We start from the raw sequence: 25,760 nt of genomic DNA, 5'->3' as shown, positions 1-25,760 counted from the left end.
AGCCTAACGTTTCACGGAGCGGTCACCAGCTATCCCCGACGCCACCCTTTGCAGCCAGCACGTGCGAAATGGCCTCGGAAATTGTGGACTGGTATCCAGGACGCGATAACAGTCGAAACCGAATCCAATAGTGCGCTTGCAGTAGGTATCTGCCCAGACGCGACGATCGGGCGATCGATTATCACTCGAAACCGCTGAACGGTGTCTTGTCCGAATTGTTCGCTGCGTTGGCTGGGCTGGGTCTAGTCTACTGGCTGGGGCAACGCCAGCCGGTGAAGGGGAGCGTCTCGCGAACCAGCCAGAAAGTCCGCACGCACTGGAACAGCTCGTTTGATTCGTTCGGCTGGTTTCGTCTCACTTGGATGGGTCAGCCGTCGCCGACAGCGACGGCTTTAGCCAGCGTTATCAAAACGGAAGGTATCGGCGTAGAAAGCGGTCTCATTCACTTGATTGATCGGGAGCGATCGCATCTAGTCGAACGGTTATCGCTCAAGTAGCGCAGTCATCCTGCTCGTGAAGAAGTGGTTCTCTCGGTGGCTTTATTATCTCGAAACACGATAGCTAGTAACGGCCGATGGGCCAGTCCAATCAACAGGACGAGCTATTCGGGACGGCTGCCGGGGACGAGAGCGAAGAGCGGCCGCCAGAACTCCGCGCAGAGATATTCCTGTTCGCCCGGGATCAAGCCCGGCGGCGGTCGATCCACAAGGCGATTCCGGACTCGATTTCCGTTCGAACCTTCGAAGACGCGGACACGCTCACGGAGGAGCTGGGCGGAAACGTTGCAGTTGTGTTACTCTCGATGCGCCGCTCCGAAGACGAGCTACTGACAGCGAGCCTCAGCACGGTCCAGGAAACGAAATACGCGAGAGTTGGACTCCTGACCGGAGATCGGGATCGGATCAGAGAGACGCCGATTCCACACGACGAAATCTTCTACAAGTCGACCGACCGCAAGACGTTTCGAAATCGGCTCAAGCGACTCTACGTTCAGGCCTACTATGAGGCATCAGTGCAACGATACTATACGGTCAGCATCGCCAGACAGAACCGGCTTGCGAAACTCGACGACCAACACGAGGACGACGAACGACTCCGGAAGCTCACAGATTCGCGGGAGTTGATGGAATCACATCTCCAGTACTTCAAGCAGTACCTCCAACCCGGCGATATCGAGGCAATCCGGGATCGACGAGAGTCGATCGAGCGGATGATAAACGACCTCTTCCGTGACGATGAGCTCTCTGTCGCGGGGCTGCCAAAGAAATGTTCGAACTGCGGGCTCGCCTGGGACACCTGGCACGGGTCAGATCTCGAATCCGGCTACAAGAAGATCGGTGCGGACACGTGGCGCTGTAGCGGCTGTGGGACCGTCATCGGCGGGAACGACCCGGACAACTACCGAGTCAGCTGAGGCAGGGTCGGGGCGATCCAGACCGCCATTCAGGACGTGGAGCGGTCGGTTTTTCCCGCCGGCACACCCAACGGGGGTATGCTCACGTTCGTCGGGCTCGGACTGTATGACGAGCGCTCGATCACGCTCGCCGGCCGGGACGCCATCGCCAGCGCCGACCGGGTCTTCGCGGAGTTTTACACCAGTCGCCTCGTCGGCGCGACCGTCACAGACATCGAAGCGTTCCACGACGTCGACATCGAGGTTCGCGACCGAGCGGGCGTCGAGCAGACGCCCGACCCGGTCCTCGACGCAGCGGCGACGGGTGACGCAGTCTTCTTGACAGCTGGGGACACGATGATCTCGACGACACACGTCGATCTCCGCCTGCGGGCCGAGGCCCGTGGCATCGAGACCCGCGTCATCCACGGGACGAGCGCCCAGGCGGCCGCAAGTTCGCTGACTGGCTTGCAAAACTACCGGTTTGGCAAAGCGACGACGCTCCCATTCGAGCGGTCACACGGTGGCGATGGGGTGCCGGCAAGCGTCGTCGAGACGATCGAGGACAACGCCGAGCGCGATCTCCACACGCTGGTCTTTCTGGACATCGACGTCGACGACGATGGAGAGGCCTACATGGCCGGCGACACCGCTGCGGAACTACTGGCCGACCACTGGCGACCGGACGCGCTGGGCGTCGTCGTCGCCCGCGCCGGGAGTCCCGATCCCGTCATCCGGGCAGACACCCTCGACACGCTGGCTACGATGGACTTCGGCGATCCCCTGCACTTGCTTCTCCTGCCAAGTTCACTCCATTACATCGAACGGGACGCACTGGCGACGATCGCCGACGCGCCCGAGTCACTCCTCGAAGAGTACCTGGCCGAGTGAGTCAGTTATTCCGTCTCCTCGACGCCCAAGGCCCCTTTAAGCTCGTACTCGCGGCGAGTGACCAGATACATCCCTTCCTCGACAACGCGGAGGACGTCGGGCACCCAGCGGACGACGAGCCACGTGATGGCGACCAGGGCGATCACAGAGCCAAACTGGGCAATGATACGATCGCCGATGAAGTACGACACCAGATACGGGTCGTTCGATGAGAACAGTGAGAGGATCAGATCGGGGAAAATGTGCAACCGCTGGTTGCCCATCGTGTAGGCGATAAAGACGTTCCGAGCGATGTTGAGCACGTAGATGACGCCGATCGCGACAGCGAGTGCCTTGGCTTTCCGACGGAGCGATCCTCGCACTGCTCCGATCAGGCCGACGAAAATAGACATACTTCCGATCCCGGTACAGGCCATCCTGATCGTGTAGGTGATCGCGTGGCCGTCCGGGGCATAGAGGAAAGTATTCTGATACGGGAAGTGCTTGTCCGGGAGTGTACTCTCGGTTCCGAGCGTCGACCCGTCCGGAAGGACGAGATCGGCCGGGAGCGCCGGATACCAGTCGCCGAGATGATAGTTATTCCCCAGCAGCGACAGGACGAAATCGGTGTGGGCCGTCGTCAGTTCGATCAACGGCCGACGGACGAACGCCAGTGCTGAGAGGGGAAGGAAGAACAGCCAGGCAAACGCCACAGCCCGTGAGACAACAAGCAGTCGATGCCGGCCGTCGAGGATCAGGTAGGCGACGTACAGCGAGAGCGGGATGCCGATGATAACGCCGGCACTCTCGGTGATCGACTTCTGGGCGAAGACGAAGTAGTGGACGTAGGCGAGCCAGTAGCCGGTCAGGACAACCCAGCCGCCTGCGTAGACGCGAGCACCCAGTTCGTCGTCGTATCGTTCGAGGATAGCCCCGGCGAGGAACACCCCGAGCACGAGCCAGGCGATCGACCCGGCGTAGCCGTGCAGCGCAGCCAGGCCGTCGATGATCGGCGCTACCATTGGATCTATCTTTGCTTTCGTCAGTCCGAATAAAGGGCTTGTCGTTGTCGATGTCTCGCGGATCCTCACCGAGCGGCCGGCCCATGCCCGATCCGGGAGGGGTGGCTCTGCCAGCTCACGGGTCGACGATACGAACCTCCTGCTCCAGCCGGTCATCAATCCGGGCGAGCTTGTACGTCAAATCGGTCTCGCCGTCACCGATCTCGTCCGCCGGCGGTGCCCGAACGTCGTAGGTGTCCGTCACGGACCAGGAGACGCGTTCGCCCGCCGGGATCAGCTGCTGGATTGCGGCCACTGGCATGTACGCGATCCCACCGCCGGTCCGGTTTAGCGCCGCGACGAACCGACCGTCGATGTCGCCCTCATTCGTAACGGTGAATTCGATCTCCGGTTCGGTACCCGGTGTGACCGTCTCAGGGGCAGCCCATTCGACCGACAACGGTGGTGCCGGCGACGCGAGCCGATCACGCAGATCCTGCTCAGGGTACTACTCCCCAGTGGGCCAGATCAATGCCGCGTCGCTCGCGTCCTCGACCTTGGGGAGTTCGAAGAGGGCCCAGCCCGACCCGCGTTCAGCGTCGTACCGTTCGTCCTCGTGGTGATACGCCCGATAGAGTCCGAACGTCTGCTCGGCCGGTCGCAGCTCGTGACGGTCGCCGCCAAGGCGGAACTGTAACGCTTCCCGTGCCGGTGGCTCTCCGTCGGTGACGTCGATCCACAGGGAGAGATACTTCGCCTCATCGCCGCCGGTGACGCCGATACTGTCGGGGTTGGTCAACTCGACGACGGCCGGCTGTACTCGTTCGACGGTGACCGACAGTTCAGGCCCGGACACGGTCGTCGTGTCCGTCGGCGTCTCGGTCGAGGTGTCTGTCGGCGTCGATGTGTCCGTTGGCGTCACCGTCGCTGTTGGATCGTCCGTATTGGCCCCGGTAGAGCCAAGACAGCCAGCGAGACCAGCGATGCCAAAGCCACCCAGTGCGAGAAACTCGCGTCGATGCATATCTCTCGATTCGAAAGCCCACCTAAAGGCCCTTGAGATGGCTACAACAGGCGTTTGAGTTACCGGGAGATAGCTCCCGCAACCAGAGTGGTAGAAAAGTATACAGCGTAGTAACTGCTATAGACAGGTATGGCGACGTCCGTAAAGATCGCGACGGACACGAAGGACAAGATCGAGCAGTTACAGGCCGAGATCAAACTCGAGACGGGCCGGAAGGTTACCCAACAGGAACTGCTCGACCGGATCGTCAGCAGACAGTTCGACTCGAAAGCAGCGTTGATCGATTCCTTCCGGGACGACTGAGAGGTATCCAGCGCGGAGATCGCCCGATACGGTTATTCGATCGTCAGCTCGGTCTTTGCCTGGACTTCCTCGGCTTCCTCGAAGTCACCGCCCCCTAGCAGCCCGCGGGTGGCTTTCTTGCCCCACTCGACGGCTGGCTGGACGAACGCGTCAACATTGTACAACTCGCCAGCCATGACCGTCGCGGCCTCCATGCTGTAGAGGAGTTCGCCGAGTCCGTGCTCGTCGACGCGGTCGATCTCAACGCGGACATTCGGCAGGCCCGCATTCGCGAGGCTGGCCTCCGTGGCCTCGAATTCGGCGTCGATCAACTCGCCCAGCGTCGAGCCCCCGAGATACGACAGCCCCTCCAGATCGGTCTCCGGAATCGCCGTGTCATCGCGCTCGGTGGGTCGGATGAAGGTGACCATCTTGTCGTGAGGGCCAGCCCGGTAGAGTTGGAGCTGGGAGTGCTGGTCGGTCGCACCCATCGCCCGGACGGGCGTCTGGCCGAGCCCGTCCTTGCCGACACTTTCCGCCCACAGCTGGGAGTACCATTCGGCGAGCGTCTCCAGGGATTCAGCGTACGGCAGCAGGGCGTTGACCCCCGCGCCGCGCTGATCGAGCGCATAGGCGACCGCGCCGTAGGCGTAGGCCGGCGAGTCAAAGAGCGACGGCCCCAGATCGTCGTCAGCGGCCCGGGCGCCGTCGAGGATCGCCTCGATGTCGTGGCCCTGCAACGCCGCGGCCGCAAGTCCGACCGTCGAGAGCACGGAGAAGCGGCCAGGCACGCCGTCAGGGACGCGAAGCGACGGCAGATTGTGTTTCTCGGCGAGATCCCGGAGGTTGCCTTCGGGCCCCGTCGTGACCCACGTGCGTTCGGTCCAGTCGACGCCCGCGTCAGTCATGGCGTCCCGAACCACCAGGAAGTTCGAGAGCGTCTCGGCGGTCGTCCCAGATTTCGAAACGACGTTCAGCGCCGTCTTCGAGAGGTCGAGCTCGTCGACGTGGTCGGCCACCCACTTCGGATCCACGTTGTCGAGATAGTAGGCCTCGACATCGCTATCGAGGGCTGCCGAGATCGTCGCCGCGCCCAGCGCACTGCCGCCGATGCCGACGTTGATGAGCGTCTCGCAATCGTCGAACGGTTCGACGGCTTCTTCGATCGCTGCAACGTCGACGTTGTCGGGCTGGTTGAGCGCTTCGTACCCGTGTTCGTTATTCGCGCGTCCGTCCTCGATGCGTTCGTGGGCCGTCGCGACACGATCGTCGAGTCGATCGAGTGCTTCGCGGGGAATCCCCGGCGTGGCGACCTCGTCGAGTGCGTTGCCGATGTCTACTCGCATGCCCCAACGATCCGAACGCACCCACCTACGTTTATCGATTCCGGACGACAGGTCGCCGACAGTCGAGCGTACGGGGATTTTTTGTCGCGTCCGGCGAACGATCGCCCGATGAGCGACGATTCGCTTGGCGTGCCGGCGACCTGGACCAGCGGGACCGTTCGTGTGAACAGTATCGACGTTCACTACGTTCGGACTGGAGGGGACGGCCCGCCAGTCGTGCTCGCCCACGGCGTCTACGAGGACGCGTTGTGCCGGAAACCGCTACTCGAGGAACTCACAGACTATGACGTGATCGCTTACGACGCCCGCGGTCACGGGCGTTCGTCGGCCCCTGAGACCGGTTACGAAATGGACGATCGCGTCACCGACCTCGTGGGCGTACTGGAGGCCCTGGAGATCGATACGGCGACGCTTCTGGGCCACTCGATGGGGGGAGACACTGTCGCGGCGACCGCCGCTGCCCACCCTGATCGGGTCCAGGCGCTCGTACTGGTCGATCCGGCGGGAATGCTCGGGGAGGAGAAGGGCGACGACACCGAACGAGACCGCGACGATCTCGTTTCGGCGGTCCGCGAACGGATCGCCGAGTGGCACGAGCACACGACTGCGGAACTCCTGAGAGACGATCCGGAACTGCAAGCCCACGTCGAGGCGGGTCAAATGCGGTTGGCGAAGCGAATCGCGGCCGCCAATTTGCGGGTCGATCCGGCGATCGCGGCGGTCTTCGAGGATGGCTGGCTCGATCCACGGGAAACCTATCCCCAGATCACGGTACCGACGCTGATCCTCAAAGCCGACGCCGACGAGGGCGAGCGAGGGCGTCATCAGGACGTCGCCTCGTTGCTGCCAGATGGCTCCCTCGTCCACGTCGACGGTGCCGGTCACACGGTCTTTCGAGACGAGCGCGAACAGGCGACAGCGGAGTTGCGATCGTTTCTCGAATCAGTGTGACCGGAACAATCGGATCGTTACTGCAACTCGATCTTGATGACGAACGGCAACTCGCGAATCTCGTTGAGTAACTCGCCCGGCAACTGTTCGTCGGTGATGACGTACAGCCGGGGCTGGTCGGTAAACTCCGGATCTTCGGTCATGACCTGCCGGATCGAGATGTCCCGATCGGCGAGCATGTTCGTGATATGGGCGACGATGCCGGACTCCTCGGCCTCACGGACGGTAACGGTCATCGCCGCCAGGTCGAGGACAGGTGCCAGGTCCAGCAGGCTCGGAATGGCTGAGATATTCTGGAAGATCCGCCGGAGTTGTGGATCGGAAAGGATTGCGTCGGTCGTCGCGTCGACGACCCGGCGATCGACGTCGATCTCGCGGGCGATACCCGTATTGGGGATTTCGATGCCCCCCGAAACCACTCGCCCCTCGTCGTTGACCGAGAACCCGCGTTCAAGCAGGAGGCGAATGACTCGCTGCTGGCTCGGGCTGTCCTCGAACTTCTCCATGATCGCCTCGAAGGAGGCCGACTCGGCCATGGTCACAGCTCGCCCTTCGTCGATGGTGCGTCTGTCCGGCGGTCGTCGATCCGCGTCGCATCGTCCAACGCTCTGGCCAGTCCTTTGAATAGCGCCTCGATCTCGTGATGAGCGTTGGCCCCCTCGACGCCCGCGTGCAGGGTGAGTCCCGCATTGGTCGCCAGCGAGCGCAGGAAGTGTTCGGCCATGACGCTCGTGAGATCGCCGACCTCGCCCTGGGAGAACTCGCCGTCGAAGGCAAAGAACGGGCGGCCGCTGACGTCAAGCACGATGTCGGCGACGGCTTCGTCGAGCGGGACGCGGCGATCGGCAAACCTGACAATCCCGGCGCGATCCCCCAGCGCCTCATCGATCGCCTGTCCAAGCGTGATCGCGACGTCCTCTGTCGTGTGGTGGTCGTCGACAGCGAGGTCGCCGTCACACGCGACCGTCAGGTCGAACAGGCCGTGGGTGGCGAAGCTATCGAGCATGTGATCGAGGAACCCGATTCCCGTCTCGACGGTCGCCTCGCCGCTTCCGTCGATGTCGAGCATTACCTCGATCGCCGTCTCCCCCGTCTCCCGAGTCACCGTCACCGTTCGGTCAGTCATGGATCGACCCAGACGGCCCGGCTATTTGGTGATTGTGGCTTCCCGGGAGATGTCGGACAGCGGAGCGTCTGAGCGAGGCCCGGCCTTCGATAGCGTCGAGAAAGTCACGACAGTCCAGGGCTGCTCGCGACTCACTCTAGCAGTCCGCCCCGGAGCAAGATCGACCGTCTGGCGGCCAGGATCGTCGGCAGGACGCCGATCGTCACGACCAGCACGACGAGTCCGAGCACGCACCACCGTTCCACGTCGAGTGGGCGGCGATCGTCCCGACGACCGCGATCGCGACGACGTAGCCGAGTGTTCCCGCCGGGCCGAGGAGACCGAGCAGCCCCTTCGAGACCCGAAATTCGGTCGCGAGTTCCGGAATGACTGCCCCGCGCATCTGCAAGCCAAGTCCGGAGAGGACGATCGCCAATGCGATCCCAGCCGTCCACTAGCGGCGAATGCCGGCGGGTGGCTCCTCAGTCACGACTGGGCTATTTCCGGCCGACCGAGTTCAGTCCACCGATCGGACGCCTGACGGAATGTGGTGGCTCAGCGGACCGCATCTTGTGCTGTCGCGAGCGTGAACGAGCCCTCGTAGAGTGCGCTCCCGACGACGACTGCGGCCGCACCCGCGTCTTTCAGCGCCCGTACGTCCTCGATCGAGGCGACACCCCCGCTGGCGACGACGGGAATATCTACAGCTTCGACGACCCGTTCGACTGGACCGGTTCGGACCCCGTCCAGCCGCCCTTCCACGTCGACGTCGGTGAACAGAATCCCGCCTGCCCCGAGGTCGGCGTACCGTTGGGCTGCCTCAGCGGGATCGAGACCCGTGCCTTCCGTCCAGCCCGAGACGACGACCTCCCCATCGCTGGCGTCCAGGCTGACGAGGACGCTCCCCAGATGGGTCTCGCTGATTTCTTCGACGATCTCCGGGTTCTCGACGGCGGCCGTCCCGAGGATGACCCGATCGACGCCGGTGTCGAGCAGGTCCCGGGCACCCTCGGCCGTACGGATGCCGCCACCGAGTTGGACGTCGACGTCGACGGCGTCGACGATTGCGTCAATCGCCGGGGCATTCTTGCGTTCGCCTTCGAAGGCACCGTCCAGATCGACCAGGTGGAGCGTTTCCGCGCCGGCCTCGGTCCAGCGTTCGGCTGCCGCCACTGGATCACCGTAGGTCGTCTCCGTCCCTCGCTCGCCACCGACCAGCTGGACGACCTCGCCATCTTGCATATCCACCGCCGGGATAACCTCGAACGCCGGGAACATATCTCCGTCCGGGTCAGCCACTCCATAAAGGGTGTCGATCGATCGCCCGACCATCGAGTTGTGTATTTGTCCACTTCCCTCATATATATCCAATACAATCCAGTAGAAATCAGATTTGAAATTGGAGGGAAAACATTACGGTGGGTAGAACTAGATTGTCGTCACGACCCGTACGACGCGACACCCGTGCCCGTCACGGGCCGGCCGACTGCGGGACATCCAGAACCCACTCATGACATCGAACGAACGTGACGTTATCGACGCCCAGAAGCGACGAACTGTTGACGGCGAGACGCTGACCGACGAGATCGGGATCGACGCCGAGGAGATCCGCTGGCGGAAAGCCTTCACGCAGTTCGAGGCGGCGGATGCCGAGCGACTGGCCGGGATGTCCGCGGATTTCGACGATCTCGCAGACGACCTCGCTGAGGAATTTTACGATCATCTGCAGGAGTACGGCGACACTGTCGACGTGATGGGGCGCTCGAGCAAGGGCGTCGAGCAGCTAAAACAGACCCAGTCGGGCTACCTTCGGGCGCTGGGGGATGGCGAATACGACCAGTCGTACTTCGACCGGCGGGCACGGATCGGGAAGCTCCACGACATGCTGGACATGGGGCCGAAGTTCTACCTCGGGGCCTACGTCATCTACTATCAGGGGATCATGGAGACGATCGCCGAGAACGTCAAAGCGGAACTGGCCGCGACTGACGGCGGCGGGGCGATGTCAGTCGGTGTGGCCAGCGAACGTGACGCCGATGCGGCCGCTCCAGAGAGCGACCCTGACGGATCAGTGGACACAATGACGCCGGAGGAAGCGATCGACGCTATCGTCGAACGGTCGCTGTCGGCGCTGAAACTCCTGAATCTCGATCAGCAGGTGGCAATGGACACCTACATCCACTCGTACAACCAGCGCGTCGAGAGAGAGTTACAACGCCGTCGGGAGGTCGCCAGCGAAGTCGAGCAAGCGGTCGATGAGACCCACGACGCCGCCGAGGATCTCGCGGCGAGTGCCGAACAGATCAACGACGTCACCGACAATCAGGCGACGAACGTGAGCGAGGTCGCTGGCGAGGTCTCGAACATGAGCGCGACGATCGAGGAGATCGCCGCCACCGCCGAGGACGTCGACGAGACCAGCGCGCAGGCCGAGCAACTCGCCGAAGACGGCCGCGAAGCGGCCGATGACGCGATCGACGTCATGCAATCGGTCGATGGCTCGGCCCAGGACGTGGCCGAGGATGTCGATCGTCTCCAGCGCCGCGTCGGTGAGATCGACGAGGTCGTCGACGTGATCAACGACATCGCCGAACAGACGAACATCCTCGCGCTGAACGCCTCGATCGAGGCCGCCCGTGCCGGCGAGGCTGGCGACGGGTTCGCGGTCGTCGCCGACGAGGTAAAGTCACTTGCCGGGGAGTCACAGGAACACGCCAGCGAGATCGAGTCGATGGTTGGCGCGATCCAGGACGATACCGAACAGACCGTCGAGAGCCTCGCCCGGACGACCGAGCAGGTCCAGCAGGGGATCGATCGGGTCGAGGCTGCGATGGCGAATCTCGAGGACATCGTCGACGCAATCACTGAGACCTCGGGGGGTATTCAGGAAGTCGCCGAAGCGACCGACGATCAAGCCGCATCCACGGAGGAGGTCGCCGCGATGGTCGACGAACTCGTCGAGCAGGCCGAGACCATCGCCAACGAGGTCGACGAGGTGGCCGCCGCCAACGAAGAACAGACGGCCAACGTCCGCCAGATTCAGGAGGTAGTCAGGCGGTTGAACCGAGACGATTAGGGGTCGCTGAGGCTACCGACCGTGCAGTTGCCCGTCCGTTCGAGGACGATCACGTACTGGTCGACGCCGAAGTCCTGTGGATCGCCGTACTGTATCGAGCGCGGATTGACGCCGGCCTGGAGGAGGTCCCACGTCGAGTCCCGTGGCGAGCCAGTCGATAGGAAGATCGGTTCCGGGCCGAACCGGCCGCCGATCTCGTAGGGATAGGTGTCCGTGTAGAGAAGATCACGGAGGTACGCCTCGACGGTGGGATCCGTGTAACTCGCCGAGAGCGCACTGTGATTCTCTGACGCGAGATACAACATTGCCTGCTGGTGGTTGAGAGCGATAAAGTCCGGACACCGCTCGGGCAGGTCGCCCATCCAGTCGCCGATCGACTGGCTTGTATCGGTCCGGTTCGACCAGCGATAGGTCTCCAGCCCGTGCGGGACAGCCGCTTCCTGGGGATCCCAGGGGTAGGTTTCGACCGTCGCGTTCGGCCCGGCGTTGCTCGAAATGTACGAGACGGCCTGGTCACGTGGCTGGGACGCGTATCCGACGGTGCCGATCCCGGTGTAGATGGCCGTCGATACGACCAGCCCGACGACCAGCACGCGAGCGAGGCGCTTCCGGCGCTCGGCTAGTCGTCTGAGTGCGATGGCCAACAACAGGACGAGCAGCGGAATCGTCGGCATGAGATGGTGGGTCCGGAGGTAGGCCCACAGCGAGAACACGCCGAGTGCGACGACCAGTCCCGACAGGATGACGATGACGCCGTCTGTCTCTCGCGACCGTTCACGGAGTCGACCGAGAGTCGCAGCCAGGCCACCGAGGACGCCGACGAACAGCGGCCAGCCGAGGCCGTTGAGGTAACTCCGAGTGATCCACCACCACGAGGGGTGATCGTACAGCCAGCCGTGGGGCGAGGATTTCGCCGAAACACCCCTGCCGATCCGTTCGAGGACGACCATGGGCCCTTCGGCGAAGACACTCGGGAACGACAGGAAAAACACCAGCAGGCCAAGTACCACCGAGCGCTTGATCACCGTCGGTCGGTACACCGAGTCCCAGAAATCAGCCGAGCGTCGGGCCCGGAGCAGGTACGCGACTCCGAAGAAGATCACGCCGATCCCCGCCGTGAGCTTGAATGCCATCGCCAGTCCAGTCAGCCCTGCCCCGGCGACCACAAGGTCCCCGTCGCCGGTTTCCAGGAACCGGAGCGAGAGATACAGGACCAGAAGTAAGCAAAACAGCATTGGGACGTCTTCGCCTGCCTCGTGAGTCAGCGAAACCAGTGCCCAGGTCAGTGCCAACAAGAGGGCAGCCAGTCGACCGGTCGCACGATCGCGCAACTGCGTCCCGATTCGATAGACGAGATAGACACACCCGACCGCCAGTACGACGGTCGTGAGCCGCGCGAGCACGATCGTCCCCGTCCAGACCCAGCCCGGGAGGGCGTGCCAGTGAGCGAAGAGATCCTTCGTCGCGGCCGCCCGGATGTTGGCGAAGATCCCGAGATCACCCGAAACCACAGTGAGCGCGATCACCGGCAGCGCCGTCAGCCCGTAGAGATACATCGTCGGGCCGTAGGCCCGCCAGTGGGACAGGCCGTCCCGAAGCCCCTGGACGCTCGGGTCGTCAAGGTAGAAGCCCAGCACTTCGAGCGGGTCGACGACGCGCCAGCGCTCGTCTCGGGTCGCGAAGTTGGGGACACGATGCCAGATCCAAAACAGGGACAGAGCCGCCGACAACAGCAGGATGTACCGGAGTTTCCGGTCTGCTGCCAGGTCAGCTTTAACCTGTCCGCGTGCGCGTCCGAGCAAGTCACGGAGGGCGCCCATCGAGGGACCATCCGGCGCTCGCCCGAATAAACCTGCCGAGAGCGACCGAGCAGCGGGCGGCTGTGAAGCAAAGACAGAACAACTACCGCAGCCAGGTGACGAAAATTGTCCGCGTCAGCCCGAAGGCATAGCCAAGCGTCGGTTTCTTGCTCTCGCCTTCGTCTCGCTCGCGGATCGTCACCGGCACTTCCTCGATCCGGAGCGCGTTCTTCCGGGCCTCGATCAGGAGTTCGGGGGCGCTAAAGCGCTCTTCGGTCAACGTCAGCTCGGAGAGGGCCGATCCGCGGATCGCTCGATAGCCGTTGGTACAGTCCGTGACATCGAGTTTCGCGACCAGGTTGATCAGCGCCGTGAACACCCTGATGCCCGCCTGTCTGGCCGGCCCGTTGTCCGAACGGTCGTCGCCGACGTATCGGGATCCGACCACGAAGTCCGCCCGGTCGGTCGCAATTGGGTCCAGTAACTCTTGGAGGTACTCGACGGGGTGCTGGCCGTCAGCGTCCATCGTCACGACCGCGTCGGCACCGTTGCGTTGGGCGATCGCAAAGCCAGTCTGGAGCGCGCCACCCTGGCCCTGGTTGATCGGGTGTTCGACAACCATTGCGCGCGTGTCAGCGACCACGGTGGCAGTGTCGTCCGTCGACCCGTCCGAGACGACGACCGCCTGGATGGCGTAGCCCCCGGCACGCTCGGGTAGCGAAGCGACCACATCGGCGACCGCCGCGCCTTCGTTGTACGCCGGAATGACGACGAACGCCACCGGGTCTTCGGGCGTCTCGACCGTCGGTGCGCGCTCGACCGTCAGCGAGCGCGTGAGGTCACCGATCGTGAGATGATTCGAGCGCGTCCGGGCGAACAGCCAGAGGACGAGCACCGTCAGCGTCACGTTCGACAACAGCGCGATGACCAACGGACGCTGTTCGATGTTGAGCAGGGCCCCGATCCGGTTGAACATCGTCGGCGCGAAGGCCATCAGCGCGATACCCCCAGAGAGGGCAAGCGAGACCAGCAACTCCGCCTTCGAGAAGGTCGTCCGGTAGCGTTCCAGGCCCCACAGGAGGACGACGACGGCGAGGATACCAAGGGCTGTCGTCAGTTCCGGGCTCCCCAGCGCGGGCGTCTGGAGGACCGTCACCCCCCTATCGAGGGGCAGGAGGGGCAATGTTCCCATTGGCTAGACGCTCGGCGATGCGGATATTAGGCCTTGTGCATCGTCGGCCGACACCGACAGGCGTACGTGGACCGGCCGAGAACTCCCGGGCCGACCCATGGCGTCACCACCGCGGGCCGCCCTCACGATCGACGCCGAGAGCTTCGCTCACACGCCCGCCTATCGAACAGCGAGTGGCACCGTCCCCGATCCAGATGTCGGCCCCGAACAGATCGACCGTCTCGTCGAGACCCTCGACGCCCACGAGGCGACGGCCACCTGGTTCGTCGTCGGTGAACTGGCCCGCGATCACCCCGATCGGATCGAACGAGTCGCCTCGAAGGGCCACGAGATCGCCTCGCACACGATGACCCACCGCCACCTCACGGAACTCGATGCCGACCGGCGACGGTCGGAACTGCGGGACTCGCGGGAGTCCCTCGAAGCCCTCACTGGCCAGCCAGTGGCCGGGTTCCGGGCACCCTCCTTCGAGATCGCGGCCGACCACTTCGAGATGCTTGCCGAGACGGGCTACCGATATGACTCCAGTACCGTCCCGTGTCGATCGATCCCAGGCTGGTACGGCGGCGAGTGGTCGACCCAGCGGCCGACAACCGCCGACACAATCCAGTCTGGCGCGCCAGCGTCGATCGGCGAACTCCCGGTCGCCGTGATGCCCGGCCTGCGATTGCCCCTGACGGGGACGTGGCTACGGTTTTTCGGCGTCCGCTATACGATCGCCGGGATGCGATGGCTGGCGAGGCGGGGGATCGCGCCCGTGCTGTACGTCCACCCCTGGGAGTTCGCCGATCTGCCACGCGTCGAGGGGGTTCCCCGCCGCGTGTACGTCCGGACCGGCGCGTGGATGTGGCGAGCGCTCGAACGTATCCTGAACACCGACTTCGAGTTCGTCACCGCCCGGTCGGTACTTGAGAGCGAGACTGACGCCTTCGAACCGGGCACGCCAGCGGACGCGGACGGATAGATTCTGGCCGATCGCGTGCCCAGACCGAAGCTATTGTATTCGCCCGGGGGGAGGTTGACCCAAGACCGACATGACCGACGACATCGTCCTCGTGACGGCCGACTCCGTGCGCCGGGACTTCGTCGACGCGATGTCGTTTCTCGACAGCCACGACGTCCTCACCGGCGTGACCGCCGGTCACTACACGCGCCCAAGTCTGGCGGCGCTGCAATCCTCCCGGTTGCGCGCCGCTATCGAATCGAAAGTCATCGGGCCGACACTGGCGAACGTGCTCGCTGAGGCGGGCTACATCACTATCGGCCTCGTCCCCTCGGCCCAGGCCGATCCGACGTTCGATTTCAACGCCGGCTTCGACTACTACGACAATTTCATGTCCGGCGCGGGCAACCCAGCGAAGAACCGGCGCAGCCGCCTCCGGGAGTACCTGGGCTCGTTCGATGTCGTCCGGCAAGTCTACCGGCGAGTCTACCCGATGGCCGCCAACATGGACGACCTGCCCGACGACGAGGAAGTCCTCGAAACCGCGATCGAGCAGTTCAACGACGCCGACGCGCCGCGGTTCCTCTGGATTCACCTCATGGGAACCCACCGCCCATACGGCTCCGGTGACGAGGGGATCCCCAACGACCTCGACCGAACAGCCGAAGCCGCAGGCGGTCGCCACTGGTTTGGCTCGAACGAGGTGAGCGAAGCGGGCCACGAACGGATCGTCTCGGCCTATCGTGACGCACTCGGACGGGCCGACGAGCGGATCGAGCAGTTGCTCGAAACGATCGACAGCGATCCAATTTTCGCGTTCGCGGCCGACCACGGTGAAGAACTCGGCGAAGACGGCTACTACTACCACCAGGGCTATCGCCGCCGGGTGGCCGACTCGCTCATTCAAGTCCCGGTCGTCCTCGACGGCGTCGAGACGCTCGGAGACCGGCTGAGCCTGCTCGATATCGCACCGACGCTGGCTGCGGGCGTCGGCCTGGAGATCCCCGACGCCTGGCAAGGGACTGATCTCACGAGTTCTCGGACCGAACAGACGATAACGGTCGCGCCGTGGCACGAAGAGGCGACGGTCTGCTGGCAGGACTTCGAGCGGAAACTCATTGCTCGCGACGCCGAGGTATCGCTCCACCGTGGCGAAGAGACAGCGGCCGTCAGTTCGAGTGACGTCTCGGCGGACGTCGAGCAACAACTCAAGGACCTGGGGTATGCCGACGCCGGCTAGCCGGCCTCGAAGGGAGGAGCGAAACGATGAGTGAGAGACGCCAGCGGCTGGTGACCGCCGCCCGCTACGCGATCGGACTGGCGGTGCTCGCGTGGCTGGTGAGCCAGACCGACTGGGGACGAATCGTTCGCACCTTCGGCCGGATCGAGCCGCTCGTCGTCCTGGCGATCCTCGGCCTGTCGATCGTGGGGCTGCTGGCTCGCTTTTGGACCTGGCACGTCCTGCTCAATCGACTCACTCGGACGCCGTTTCGCGTGGCGGCAGGCACGACGCTGTCAGTCGCGTTCGTCAATCATCTCAGCCCGACCCAGGCCGTCGGGCGGTCGCTCGCGCCTGCCGTCCTCCGGCAGTACACGGGCCAGTCCTGGGGTCCGCTCGTCGCGGTCGCTGCACTCCACACGGCGCTGTACGCGATGCTGTATGGACTGGTCGCCACCCTCGGTCTGGTGGTATTCGGGATGCGGATGGAGCCGTGGTTGCTATTCGCCCTCGCGGCATCGGCGGGGGTCTACCTGGTCGTGGGACTGACGGTGATCGTGGCTGGGACACGCCTCGACGGCGTGGGCGCGCTCGCGAGCACGATTGAACGCCGAATCCCGACCCATCGCATCCCGCTTGCGGGCGGGGCAATCGAGCGGTTTCTGGGGGCGCTGCCGGACCTGAGCGCCGAGGCCGCCGAGACGTTTTCCACGCTGCTCGGTTCCCCCCGGACGCCAGTCACGTACGCTTCTGGGTGGGTCATCGCGCTGATGGTCGTCCCCGGCGCACGGAGCTGGCTGCTCTTAGACGCCGTCGGCGAGCCGTTCACGCCGGCGATCCTCCTGCCGCTGGCGCTGGTGACCGCCTACGCCGTCACGTTCGTCCCCGTCACGCCCGGTGGCGTCGGCGTCGCCGAGGCCTCGGGGACGCTCGTCCTGGCCGCACTGGGCGTCCCGCCGGCAGTCGGCGCGCCGACGATCCTCATCGATCGCTTTCTCGGCGTCTATCTGCCGGCGTTGGCGGGCTGGTACCCGACGATTCAGCTTGATCTCTCCCGGACGAGCGACGAGTGAACAGGAGCTATATAGTATATAAATACCGCAGCGGATGCAATGTACGGATCCGGCCTAATCGCATGTTATGCCGTAACATAGTCAGCGATTTCTGCCCGCTGTACTGCGATTATTGGCCAAACAGTGGCGTGCGATCCACGTCACGGGCGGGCACAGAAACCCGTACATTTATATAGAACCACAGACAAACTTTCGATCGACACATGAGCCAGCAAATGCAGGGCCAACCGATGGTCATTCTCGACGACGAGGCCCAGCGGATGAAGGATCAGGACGCCCAAAGCCACAACATTTCGGCGGCTCGAGCGGTCGCGCAGTCGGTCCGGTCGACACTCGGACCGAAGGGCATGGACAAGATGCTCGTCTCCCAGATCGGAGACGTCACGATCACCAACGACGGCGTCACCATCCTCCAGGAGATGGACATCGACAACCCGACCGCGGAGATGGTCGTCGAAGTCGCCGAGGCCCAGGAGGACGAAGCTGGCGACGGCACGACGACGGCAGTCGCCACGGCGGGCGAGCTCCTGAAAAACGCCGAGGACCTGCTGGAGCAGGACATCCACCCGACAGCGATCATTCGCGGGTTCGATATGGCCGTCAAACAGGCCCGCGAGGAGATCGACGACATCGCCGAGACCGTCGAGCCCGACGACGAGGCGATTCTCAAGTCCGTCGCCGAGACGAGCATGACCGGCAAGGGTGCTGAACTCAATCTGGACCTCCTCTCGGATCTGGTCGTCAGCGCGATCCAGGCCGTCACCGTCGACGCCGACAACGGCTCGACGATCGTCGACCTGGAGTTCATCGACATCGAGTCCAAGCCGGGCCGACCCGCAAGCGACTCGAAGCTCGTCGAGGGTGCAGTCGTCGACGAGGACCCCGTCCACGAGGACATGCCGACGAACCTCACGGACGCGAACGTCCTCCTGCTGGATACGGCACTGGAACTCGACGAGACCGAAGCCGACGCCCAGCTCAGCGTCGACGACCCCGAGCAGCTCCAGCAATTCATCGAGCAAGAAGAAGCCCAGCTCCGGGAGATGGTCGAGACGATCGACGAGACGGGCGCTGACGTCGTCTTCTGCCAGAAGGGTATCGACGACATGGTCGAGCACCTCCTGGCCAAGCGGGACATTCTCGCCGTCGAGCGCGCAAAGAAATCCGACATCGAGTTCCTCACGGAAGTTCTGGGCGCGCGGATCGTCTCGGACCTGGAATCGCTGACCAATGCCGACCTCGGGACCGGCGACATCTCCCGGGACGACGACGATGAGTGGTTCGTCGTCGAGAGCGACGGGCACGGTGTGACGCTGTTGATCCGTGGGTCGACCGAACACGTCAGTGATGAACTCGAGCGGGGGATCAACGACGCCTTAGATGTCGTCGCCTCAACCGTCAGCGACGGTCGCGTCCTGGCTGGTGGCGGCGCGACCGAGGTTGAACTCGCTGGTCGCATCCGCGATTACGCCGACAGCGTCAGTGGCCGTGAACAGCTCGCGGTCGAAGCGTTCGCCGACGCGCTCGAACTCGTTCCGCGCGTCCTCGCCGAGAACGCCGGCCTCGATTCGATCGACACGCTAGTCGAGCTTCGCTCAGCCCACGAGAGCGGCGATGAACGCGCCGGGCTGAACGTCTTCAGTGGCGACGTCGTCGACACCTACGATGACGGTGTCGTCGAGCCGGCCCACGCCAAGACCCAGGCACTATCCAGTGCTGCAGAAGCCGCAAACCTGGTCCTGAAGATCGACGACATCATCCAGGCCGAACAGACGGAAGGCGAAGGCGGTGCGGGCGGTCCGGGCGGCGCCCCCGGCGGTATGGGCGGTATGGGTGGCGGTATGGGCGGCATGATGTAAGCGAGGTTTCCAGCGCAGCGAGAAACCTCGAGAAGGCGAGCGGCGAAGCCGCGAGCCAGAAGAGTCGAAGGAACTGAGGCTCTCCGGACAGCCGAGCGGGGAGGTACCGACCCGCGAGGCAAGCGGGGCCTGCGTGAAGCGGAGGTTTCGTTACAGGCGAACGGGCCGTTGGCCTGCGAGACGAGCCCGGCCGATGTCCACTCCGAGCCCCTTTGGACGTGCAGTGACTCGTTTTCAGACTGTTCTACGCATCACTCTTGGCAGGGAGATTCAACTGCCGGCTGAGAATTGGTAGCTAGCGAGAAAGCCGAGAGCGTCAGAATCGAGTCAGTAGTTCAGTCCCGATCGCCGGCCCCGAGGGCACTTTCACCGACCTTCTCCGACCCCTCGATGCGCTCGGCACCGTCCATGTACGGGACGAGCGCCTCGGGCACGGTCACGGTCCCGTCGTCGTTCTGGTAGTATTCGAGGATCGCGACGAGGACGCGAGGCAACGCCACCCCGGAGGCGTTCAGCGTGTGGAGGTAGTCGGCGGATTCGTGACGTTCTGGCCGATAGCGCAGGCCGGCCCGTCGGGCCTGGAAGTCCTCGAAGTTCGACGCCGAGGACACTTCGAGCCAGCGGCCCCCTTCCGCGGGGCCGTCGTCCATGTCGTCGCCCGGTGCCCAGACTTCGATATCGTAGGTTTTCGCCGAGGCGAAGGTCAGATCGCCAGTACAGAGGTCGAGCACCCGATACGGCAATCCAAGGCGACGGAGCACCGCTTCGGCCTCGTCCAGCAGTCCCTCCAGACGTTCGTCGCTCTCCGCTGGTTCGACGAAGTTGACCAGCTCCACCTTGTTGAACTGGTGGACGCGGACCATCCCGCGGGTCTCGGTGCCGTGCTCGCCTGCTTCCTGGCGGAAATTCGGCGTGTAGGCCTGGTGTTTCAGCGGCAGATCGTCGGCCAGCAGAATCTCGTCGCGATACATGTTCGTCACCGGCACCTCGGCTGTGGGACACAGCCAGAGGTCCTCGTCTTCGAGTTTGTAGGCGTCGTCGGCGAATTTCGGGAGCTGGCCCGTGCCCGTCATCGACTCGCTGTTGACGGGGATTGGCGGAAATACCTCCTGATAGTCCTGCTCGCGGTGAACGTCCCGCATGAACTGGATAAGCGCGTGTTCCAGCCGGGCCGCTTCGCCTTTCAGGAAGTAAAAGCCACCACCCGAGACTTTCGCCCCGCGCTCGAAGTCCAGAATGTCCAACTGCTCGCCGAGATCGTAGTGTGGGGTCACCTCGTCGGGCAGATCACGCAATTGGTCGAATCCCCACCGGCGGACTTCAACGTTGTCGCTTTCGTCCTCGCCCTCGGGAACGCCCTCCTGGGGGATGTTCGGAATCTCCAGCAGTCGCTCTTCGAGTTCGGTTTCGAGTTCGTCGGCACGCTGTTCGACGTCCTGCAGTTCGGCCTTGAGTTCCTGGGAGCGCTCGATGGCCTCCTGGGCCGCTTCCTCGTCGCCAGCCTGTTTCAACTCGCCGATCTTCGAGGAGACTTCGTTACGCTCGTGTCGCAGGTCGTCACCGCGGGCTTTCAGTTCGCGCCACTCTTCGTCGATCTCCAGGATTTCGTCGAGGTCGACGTCCGTGACGCCGCGAGCGGCGAGGATCTCTCGAACCTCCCCGGGATGCTCGCGGACGTACTGGCGTGATAACATGGACGCTGTTTCTCGGTGGCGTTTCAAAACCGTATCGCTCTGGCCGTCTCCCGGAAACAGCAGTTGCTCGTCGATCGGCTTTCCGGAGAAACCCCGTCTATATCTTCACCTTGTAACCAGAAGCACTTAAAGAAACTCGCGGGTCGAATCAACGCATCCCGAGCAGTCGAGTGGGTCGCAACTGACGATCCGTCAGTCGTATTTCGGCTCTCGCTTTTCGGCCCGCTCTAATGCCGTCTCGACGACGTCCCTGACGTCGCCGTGGAAGACGCCGCCGTGGCCGCTGTACATGTGCTCGACACCCTCGGGCAACCGGTCGAGGATTTCACGGATGCTCTCGATAAGTCGCTCGCGAGACTGGCCCGGGTTGTCCGTCCGGCCGAAACTACCGTACTCGAAGGCCCCATCGTTGTGGACCACGACGTCACCCGAGAACAGCGTCGACTCGCTGAGCAGCGAGACGTGATCGTCGGCGTGGCCGGGCGTATAGACGACCTCGAAGGACTCGTCGCCGACCTGGAGCGTGTCACCGTCCGCGAGTGCGTCCGTCCGGCGTGGATGTGCAGCATAGGCGTACAGCTCGGCGTCGAAGGCATCGAGGACGGCATCGAGTTCGGCGACGTGATCGCCATGCTGGTGGGTGAGCACGACGGCGTCAACCTCGTCACTATACTCGCGGATGACGTCGACGACGCCAGCCATCGATCCGGGATCGACGATCGTCGGGCGGTCACCGGTCGCCAGGTAGGCGTTGCAGGTGAACGTCTCCGCGTCGGCTGTGACATTGTAAACGTCCATACACGAGCGTGGGACCAGCGTGCTGTTGAGTCTGACGGTGGTCCGGGATGGTCCCTGGTCTGTCTCGTTAGCATAAAACACGGAGAGTGCGTGTGATTTTTCACCACGAAAGTCATAGTCTCACATGACATGGGGTTCGGAAGCTACGACGAATCCGAACAGGACAAGCAGGACCTTGATGCCGATTTCGACGATGATGACGGGGTTAACGCCGAAGAAAACACACACAACGGCGACGTCGAGTTCGAATTCACCGCTTCGAACGACGAACTGCTCGATCAGTTATCCGATATCAAGGAGAACACGTGACGTGACTGGCGTGGCCGTCGCCGGGACCACCCTCGAGGGACCTCTCTTCGACCGCCCGAGACGGTCACCGCCATGAAATCCGGCGTCCGTGCCCTCGGAATCGCCGAATCCTTTTCCGGCAAGCAATCGACGCTCTGTGGCGCAGTCGTCCGCGCGAGTCGCGTCGTCGACGGGTTCGTGTTCGGTCGGTGTACGGTCGGCGGTCGTGACGCGACCGCAACCGTCATCGAGATGGTCGACCGCCTGGACCGGGCCGACGTCCACTACCTCATCCTCGCGGGGATCGCACCCGCGTGGTTCAACCTCTTCGACCTGCCGAGGCTGCACGACGAGACGGGACTGCCCGTCATTGCCGTCACTTTCGAGGACAGTTCGGGCCTCGAAGCGACGCTCCGTGCGGAGTTCGACGGCGACGCACTCGACTGGCGGCTGGCAACGTACCGGGCCCAACCCCCACGCGAGCGCGTCACCGTCAACGACGAGACTGTCTTCGTCCGACAGGTCGGCTGTGATCACGAGGCGGCCCGAGAACTCGTCCGCGCGTTCACGCCCGAGGGCGGGCGGCCCGAACCACTTCGGGTGGCTCGACTGGCCGCCAGAGCCGCCGATGCGGAATTCGACGTGCAGTAAAGCTGAGCGCCAGTGTCCAGCGAACGCCTCGGGATCGATAGCGACGCTTTTGCCGACACGGCCCACACCCCCGGCCATGGAACACATGGACGACCTTTCCGTGACCGGCTGTCGACGTTGCGAAGCGCTCGTCGAGTCGCGCTCGCGAATCGTCGACGGCGTGGGGCCCGCCGACGCCGACCTGCTGTTCGTCGGCGAAGCCCCGGGCGAGCAGGAGGATCAGGGAGGCGAACCGTTCGTCGGCCGGAGCGGGGACGTCCTCGACGATGGGTTGCGGGACGCAGGACTGGCTCGGGCGGACGTGCGCATCACCAACTGCGTGCGGTGTCGCCCACCCGAGAATCGCGATCCAACGAGCGGGGAACTGGCAAATTGCCGACCGTACCTCGAACGCGAGATCGAGATTGTCGATCCCGAAGTGATCGTCACGCTGGGGAAGGTGCCCGGCGAACACCTGCTCGGCCGGGACCTCGCCGTCACGAACGAAGCGGGATCGATCGAGGACGTCGAGATCAGTGGGACGACTCGGCGCGTGCTGGTGTGTGTCCATCCAGCGGCGACGCTGTACGATCGCAGTCAGCGCGAGACGTTCGAGTCGACCATCGAGCAGGCGAGCGAGCTGGCCGGCGACGGTGGGCAGGCGGAACTGGGCGACTTCTAACTGTCCACCTTGATCGACGGCGAACGGCCCGGGACGATGAACCGGCCGGCGTTCGAGCGTGAAAGCGTATTCGTCGACTGGAACCCGAGAGGGGTCGAACGTCCAAGGCCCGCATTTCCCGGAGCCGAGGCTACACGGGGCGTCATCGAGTGTCTGCATGATGCGATCCACTCGGTCTTGGGCAGAACCAGCGTCGTTTCTTTAAGTGGTTCTGGTTATAAGGTGAAGATATAGACGGGGTTTCTGAGGTGATTTTTCGTACACGAGCCACGGCTGCGTAGCCCGTGGATTCAACTGTCCGTAGCGACGACTAGGTGACGATGAACGGCGAGGGCGTCGACAGCGGTGGACAGGTCGCCGAACCGGCCGAGCGTGAGCGTCGCGAGTGGCGCCAGCAGCGGGACGTCTCCACCCAGCCGGGCGACGGCTCACTTTCGCGGGCACAGGCCCGGCGAGACGAACTGATCAGGCAGTGGGATATGGTCACGCCGAGTGCCACCACGATCGGTCGGCCCGACCGACCCGGCGACGACCTTGCTGACTCGCTGCGGCGCTTACACGACGAACAACATCCCGCAATGGCCGGTCACGCCGAGCGGATGCACCGCCTCGACAAGGCCCGGATCACTCACGCCCTGTGTAACGCCCTGGATCTGACGCCCTGGGAACGCGATCGCGTGCTGGGCATCATGACCGAAATCGATCTCACGGCATTTGGCAGCCAGCGGGCGATCCCCAAAGTCGCCCTGGTCGCCATCCAGCACGTCGTCGACAGCGAGCGCCAGGGTGCACTCGGCCTGGACGATCCCGAGCGACTCGCCGAATTGACGCCCGACGAAATGGCCTCGCTGTACGATCACTTCGAGTCGATCACCGACGACGAGCGATACCGGCACCTGCTCGAGACGTACGATCTGGACATGACCAGCGTCAATCGGCTCGATCGCGTTCTGGACGAGCAACTCGACGAGCAGGGGCTTCAAGACGCCGTCTTCGGCCGCTCCGGCCAGAACGTCCAGATCTGGGCGGTCTCCGAGTGACTGGTGCAAAAACGATTCTGGCTGTCTTCGATCGTCTCGAATACTCACGAAAGCCGAGACGGAATCGCCATTGGTATATCGCTCAGTGATCGAGCAATAGCCAGAGAATGGTTCACGCGAGCGTCATCGGCTGTGGCCACATGGGCGGGGCGATCGTCCGCGGGCTCGCTGACAGCGAGCACCGGGTGACGGCCTGCGACGTCGACGAATCGGCGCTTGATGCCCTCACGGGCGTCGCTGACGAGACGACGACTGACCCGACAGCGGTCGAGTCACCGGTCGTCGTACTCGCTGTCGAGCCGGACATCGTGGGAGAGGTCCTGCGCGAAGCGGATCTTTCGGCCGACCAGACGGTCGTCTCGGTGGCGGCGGGCGTCTCAACCGACTTCCTGGCGGCGCGAACGGATGCCGCAGTCGTCCGGATGATGCCCAACCTCGCTGCCGAGTTCGGCGAGATGGCTGCGGCAGTGACGCCCGAACCAGGGGGAGACGTTGCCGCACTGCTTGCCGATCTGGGTACCTGGGTGACAATCGAGGAAGCACAGATGGACCTCGCGACCGCGATCAACGGCAGCGGGCCGGCCTTTGTCTTCTACCTGATCGGCGCGATGGCCGAAGCGGGCGTCGCGGGTGGGCTCGACCCGGACGCCGCCCAGGCACTCGCGGCACAGACGTTCAAGGGGGCCGCCGAGACTGTCCTCCAGAGCGATGAGAGCGTCGAGGAACTGATCGACGCCGTCGCAACCGAGGGCGGAACGACGATCGAAGGCATGGACGTCCTGTGGGACAGTGACGTCGAAGCCGTCCTCGCTGAGACCGTGAAAGCGACCGAACGCCGCTCGGCGGAGATTACCAGCGAGGTCGCCGATAAGTGACAGCAAGGCGGTTCCCGACGACGCGATCCAAATGAGCCGCGCATGTCTTTTGGGTATGATGAAATAGTTGTGGCTGTGACGCCAGAACCACGAGTTGGCGGCACTGCTGGAAGCAAGATATCGAAATTCCGTTACGTGACTATGTATCAGGTTGAACAACCAATTATGGATGTGATTCTATTCGGCCCAGCAAATAAGTCAAACTACTCCGAAAAGAAAAAGTATTGTAGAATAGTATATACTAAATAAAATAAATATGCTATCACGCCGATCCATGCTCACTGTGTGCGCGGGCATCATCACTACTGGGTGTCTTGAAAATAACCAATCGATTTCAGAAGCCACCGTAGATTCTGTTATTGTTCGGAATCTTGACGACACGGCACATACTCTTCAGAGTAAAATTGAACGTAACGGTGAAGTGATAGTCAACAAAACTATCGAAGTTTCTGCTCGGAGTGATGGGCGTAAATCGCTCGCTGTGCTTGGAGAGACATTTTCGAAGACACCAGCAGAGTACCATATTTTCGCCACTATTGAAGGATCAAACACAGAAATATCCACGGAATTAGGGGCTGTTCAGGAGTTGAATTGTATTAACGCTGAGATCCGTATTACAA

At 63.3% G+C, this 25,760-nt stretch carries 27 protein-coding genes and 1 pseudogene; 16 read left to right on the top strand and 12 right to left on the bottom strand.

Annotated elements, in window-relative coordinates; translation table 11 throughout:
- Positions 1-176: 176 nt before the first annotated feature.
- The 3 genes and pseudogenes from HZR20_RS14610 to dph5 form a co-directional block, all read left to right on the top strand.
- A pseudogene (locus tag HZR20_RS14610) lies at positions 177-344 on the top strand (IS4 family transposase); the annotation flags it as partial.
- A 230-nt stretch (positions 345-574) separates the two neighbouring features.
- A complete protein-coding gene (locus HZR20_RS11470) occupies positions 575-1,414 on the top strand; it encodes a hypothetical protein (RefSeq protein ID WP_181686884.1) in 840 nt (279 codons plus the stop codon).
- A 78-nt stretch (positions 1,415-1,492) separates the two neighbouring features.
- A complete protein-coding gene (gene dph5 / locus HZR20_RS11465) occupies positions 1,493-2,284 on the top strand; it encodes a diphthine synthase (protein WP_181686883.1) in 792 nt (263 codons plus the stop codon).
- A gap of 5 nt (positions 2,285-2,289) precedes the next feature.
- Here the strand turns inward: dph5 and artA are convergent, their stop codons facing one another.
- The 3 genes from artA to HZR20_RS11450 all read right to left on the bottom strand — a co-directional run bounded on the left by artA (position 2,290) and on the right by HZR20_RS11450 (position 4,288).
- A complete protein-coding gene (gene artA / locus HZR20_RS11460) occupies positions 2,290-3,285 on the bottom strand; it encodes an archaeosortase A (protein WP_181686882.1) in 996 nt (331 codons plus the stop codon).
- Positions 3,286-3,400: 115 nt separating this feature from the next.
- Positions 3,401-3,724, bottom strand: a complete 324-nt coding sequence (locus tag HZR20_RS11455; RefSeq protein ID WP_181686881.1) for a hypothetical protein — start codon at positions 3,722-3,724, stop codon at positions 3,401-3,403.
- A gap of 48 nt (positions 3,725-3,772) precedes the next feature.
- A complete protein-coding gene (locus tag HZR20_RS11450) occupies positions 3,773-4,288 on the bottom strand; it encodes a hypothetical protein (protein WP_181686880.1) in 516 nt (171 codons plus the stop codon).
- 129 nt (positions 4,289-4,417) lie between these two features.
- Between HZR20_RS11450 and HZR20_RS11445 the strand changes: the two genes are divergently transcribed.
- Positions 4,418-4,591, top strand: coding sequence for a hypothetical protein (locus HZR20_RS11445; protein ID WP_181686879.1), 174 nt, complete (start codon positions 4,418-4,420; stop codon positions 4,589-4,591).
- A gap of 32 nt (positions 4,592-4,623) precedes the next feature.
- Here HZR20_RS11445 and HZR20_RS11440 read toward each other — a convergent pair whose 3' ends face one another.
- On the bottom strand, positions 4,624-5,916 hold the full coding sequence (locus HZR20_RS11440; protein ID WP_181686878.1) for a glucose-6-phosphate isomerase: 1,293 nt from the start codon (positions 5,914-5,916) through the stop codon (positions 4,624-4,626).
- A 108-nt stretch (positions 5,917-6,024) separates the two neighbouring features.
- Here HZR20_RS11440 and HZR20_RS11435 point away from each other — a divergent pair, with 108 nt between their 5' ends.
- Positions 6,025-6,867 carry an alpha/beta fold hydrolase gene (locus HZR20_RS11435; protein ID WP_181686877.1) on the top strand — a complete coding sequence of 281 codons (843 nt, stop codon included), beginning with the start codon at positions 6,025-6,027 and terminating at the stop codon, positions 6,865-6,867.
- 17 nt (positions 6,868-6,884) lie between these two features.
- On the opposite strand, the gene HZR20_RS11430 is transcribed toward HZR20_RS11435, so the two are convergent.
- The 4 genes from HZR20_RS11430 to hisA form a co-directional block, all read right to left on the bottom strand.
- Positions 6,885-7,403, bottom strand: a complete 519-nt coding sequence (locus HZR20_RS11430; protein WP_181686876.1) for an amino acid-binding protein — start codon at positions 7,401-7,403, stop codon at positions 6,885-6,887.
- Positions 7,404-7,405: 2 nt separating this feature from the next.
- The gene (hisB, locus tag HZR20_RS11425) at positions 7,406-7,993 is read right to left on the bottom strand and encodes an imidazoleglycerol-phosphate dehydratase HisB (protein WP_181686875.1); all 588 of its coding nucleotides are present in this window, start codon (positions 7,991-7,993) and stop codon (positions 7,406-7,408) included.
- Positions 7,994-8,195: 202 nt separating this feature from the next.
- Positions 8,196-8,375 (bottom strand): hypothetical protein, encoded by a 180-nt coding sequence (locus HZR20_RS11420; RefSeq protein ID WP_220132762.1) that lies wholly within the window; start codon positions 8,373-8,375, stop codon positions 8,196-8,198.
- Positions 8,376-8,527: 152 nt separating this feature from the next.
- Positions 8,528-9,250, bottom strand: coding sequence for a 1-(5-phosphoribosyl)-5-[(5-phosphoribosylamino)methylideneamino]imidazole-4-carboxamide isomerase (hisA, locus tag HZR20_RS11415; RefSeq protein WP_181686953.1), 723 nt, complete (start codon positions 9,248-9,250; stop codon positions 8,528-8,530).
- Between the two features lie 232 nt (positions 9,251-9,482).
- Between hisA and HZR20_RS11410 the strand changes: the two genes are divergently transcribed.
- Positions 9,483-11,048, top strand: coding sequence for a globin-coupled sensor protein (locus HZR20_RS11410; protein ID WP_181686873.1), 1,566 nt, complete (start codon positions 9,483-9,485; stop codon positions 11,046-11,048).
- On the opposite strand, the gene HZR20_RS11405 is transcribed toward HZR20_RS11410, so the two are convergent.
- On the bottom strand, positions 11,045-12,868 hold the full coding sequence (locus tag HZR20_RS11405; RefSeq protein ID WP_181686872.1) for a glycosyltransferase family 39 protein: 1,824 nt from the start codon (positions 12,866-12,868) through the stop codon (positions 11,045-11,047). The genes HZR20_RS11410 and HZR20_RS11405 overlap by 4 nt on opposite strands.
- Before the next feature lie 82 nt (positions 12,869-12,950).
- Positions 12,951-14,039 (bottom strand): glycosyltransferase family 2 protein, encoded by a 1,089-nt coding sequence (locus HZR20_RS11400; RefSeq protein ID WP_181686871.1) that lies wholly within the window; start codon positions 14,037-14,039, stop codon positions 12,951-12,953.
- A gap of 97 nt (positions 14,040-14,136) precedes the next feature.
- Here HZR20_RS11400 and HZR20_RS11395 point away from each other — a divergent pair, with 97 nt between their 5' ends.
- The 4 genes from HZR20_RS11395 (at position 14,137) to thsB (ending at position 19,133) form a co-directional block, all read left to right on the top strand.
- Positions 14,137-15,003 (top strand): polysaccharide deacetylase family protein, encoded by an 867-nt coding sequence (locus tag HZR20_RS11395; protein ID WP_181686870.1) that lies wholly within the window; start codon positions 14,137-14,139, stop codon positions 15,001-15,003.
- Positions 15,004-15,073: 70 nt separating this feature from the next.
- Positions 15,074-16,222, top strand: coding sequence for a sulfatase-like hydrolase/transferase (locus HZR20_RS11390; protein ID WP_181686869.1), 1,149 nt, complete (start codon positions 15,074-15,076; stop codon positions 16,220-16,222).
- A gap of 26 nt (positions 16,223-16,248) precedes the next feature.
- Positions 16,249-17,274, top strand: coding sequence for a lysylphosphatidylglycerol synthase transmembrane domain-containing protein (locus tag HZR20_RS11385; protein WP_181686868.1), 1,026 nt, complete (start codon positions 16,249-16,251; stop codon positions 17,272-17,274).
- Between the two features lie 215 nt (positions 17,275-17,489).
- Positions 17,490-19,133, top strand: a complete 1,644-nt coding sequence (gene thsB, locus HZR20_RS11380; RefSeq protein ID WP_181686952.1) for a thermosome subunit beta — start codon at positions 17,490-17,492, stop codon at positions 19,131-19,133.
- A 335-nt stretch (positions 19,134-19,468) separates the two neighbouring features.
- On the opposite strand, the gene serS is transcribed toward thsB, so the two are convergent.
- A complete protein-coding gene (serS, locus tag HZR20_RS11375) occupies positions 19,469-20,827 on the bottom strand; it encodes a serine--tRNA ligase (protein ID WP_181686867.1) in 1,359 nt (452 codons plus the stop codon).
- 192 nt (positions 20,828-21,019) lie between these two features.
- A complete protein-coding gene (locus HZR20_RS11370) occupies positions 21,020-21,625 on the bottom strand; it encodes an MBL fold metallo-hydrolase (protein WP_181686866.1) in 606 nt (201 codons plus the stop codon).
- A 129-nt stretch (positions 21,626-21,754) separates the two neighbouring features.
- On the opposite strand from HZR20_RS11370, the gene HZR20_RS11365 reads away from it, so the two are divergent.
- The 6 genes from HZR20_RS11365 to HZR20_RS14360 all read left to right on the top strand — a co-directional run.
- A complete protein-coding gene (locus tag HZR20_RS11365) occupies positions 21,755-21,934 on the top strand; it encodes a DUF5786 family protein (protein ID WP_181686865.1) in 180 nt (59 codons plus the stop codon).
- A gap of 72 nt (positions 21,935-22,006) precedes the next feature.
- Positions 22,007-22,564, top strand: coding sequence for an endonuclease dU (locus tag HZR20_RS11360; protein ID WP_181686864.1), 558 nt, complete (start codon positions 22,007-22,009; stop codon positions 22,562-22,564).
- 76 nt (positions 22,565-22,640) lie between these two features.
- Complete coding sequence (locus HZR20_RS11355) at positions 22,641-23,225, top strand: uracil-DNA glycosylase (protein ID WP_181686863.1); 585 nt, start codon at positions 22,641-22,643, stop codon at positions 23,223-23,225.
- Between the two features lie 320 nt (positions 23,226-23,545).
- Entirely contained in the window at positions 23,546-24,265 is a 720-nt protein-coding gene (locus HZR20_RS11350) for a DNA-directed RNA polymerase subunit epsilon (protein ID WP_181686862.1), read from the top strand.
- 107 nt (positions 24,266-24,372) lie between these two features.
- The gene (gene proC / locus HZR20_RS11345; protein WP_181686861.1) at positions 24,373-25,140 is read left to right on the top strand and encodes a pyrroline-5-carboxylate reductase; all 768 of its coding nucleotides are present in this window, start codon (positions 24,373-24,375) and stop codon (positions 25,138-25,140) included.
- Between the two features lie 283 nt (positions 25,141-25,423).
- Positions 25,424-25,760: hypothetical protein (locus HZR20_RS14360; protein WP_220132761.1), on the top strand; the 337-nt coding region annotated here is incomplete at its 3' end.

Source organism: Halorhabdus salina, assembly GCF_013839425.1.
Classification (GTDB): domain Archaea; phylum Halobacteriota; class Halobacteria; order Halobacteriales; family Haloarculaceae; genus Halorhabdus; species Halorhabdus salina.
Note: the sequence above shows the minus strand (reverse complement) of the source record. Positions and strands in the feature narration are given on the sequence as shown.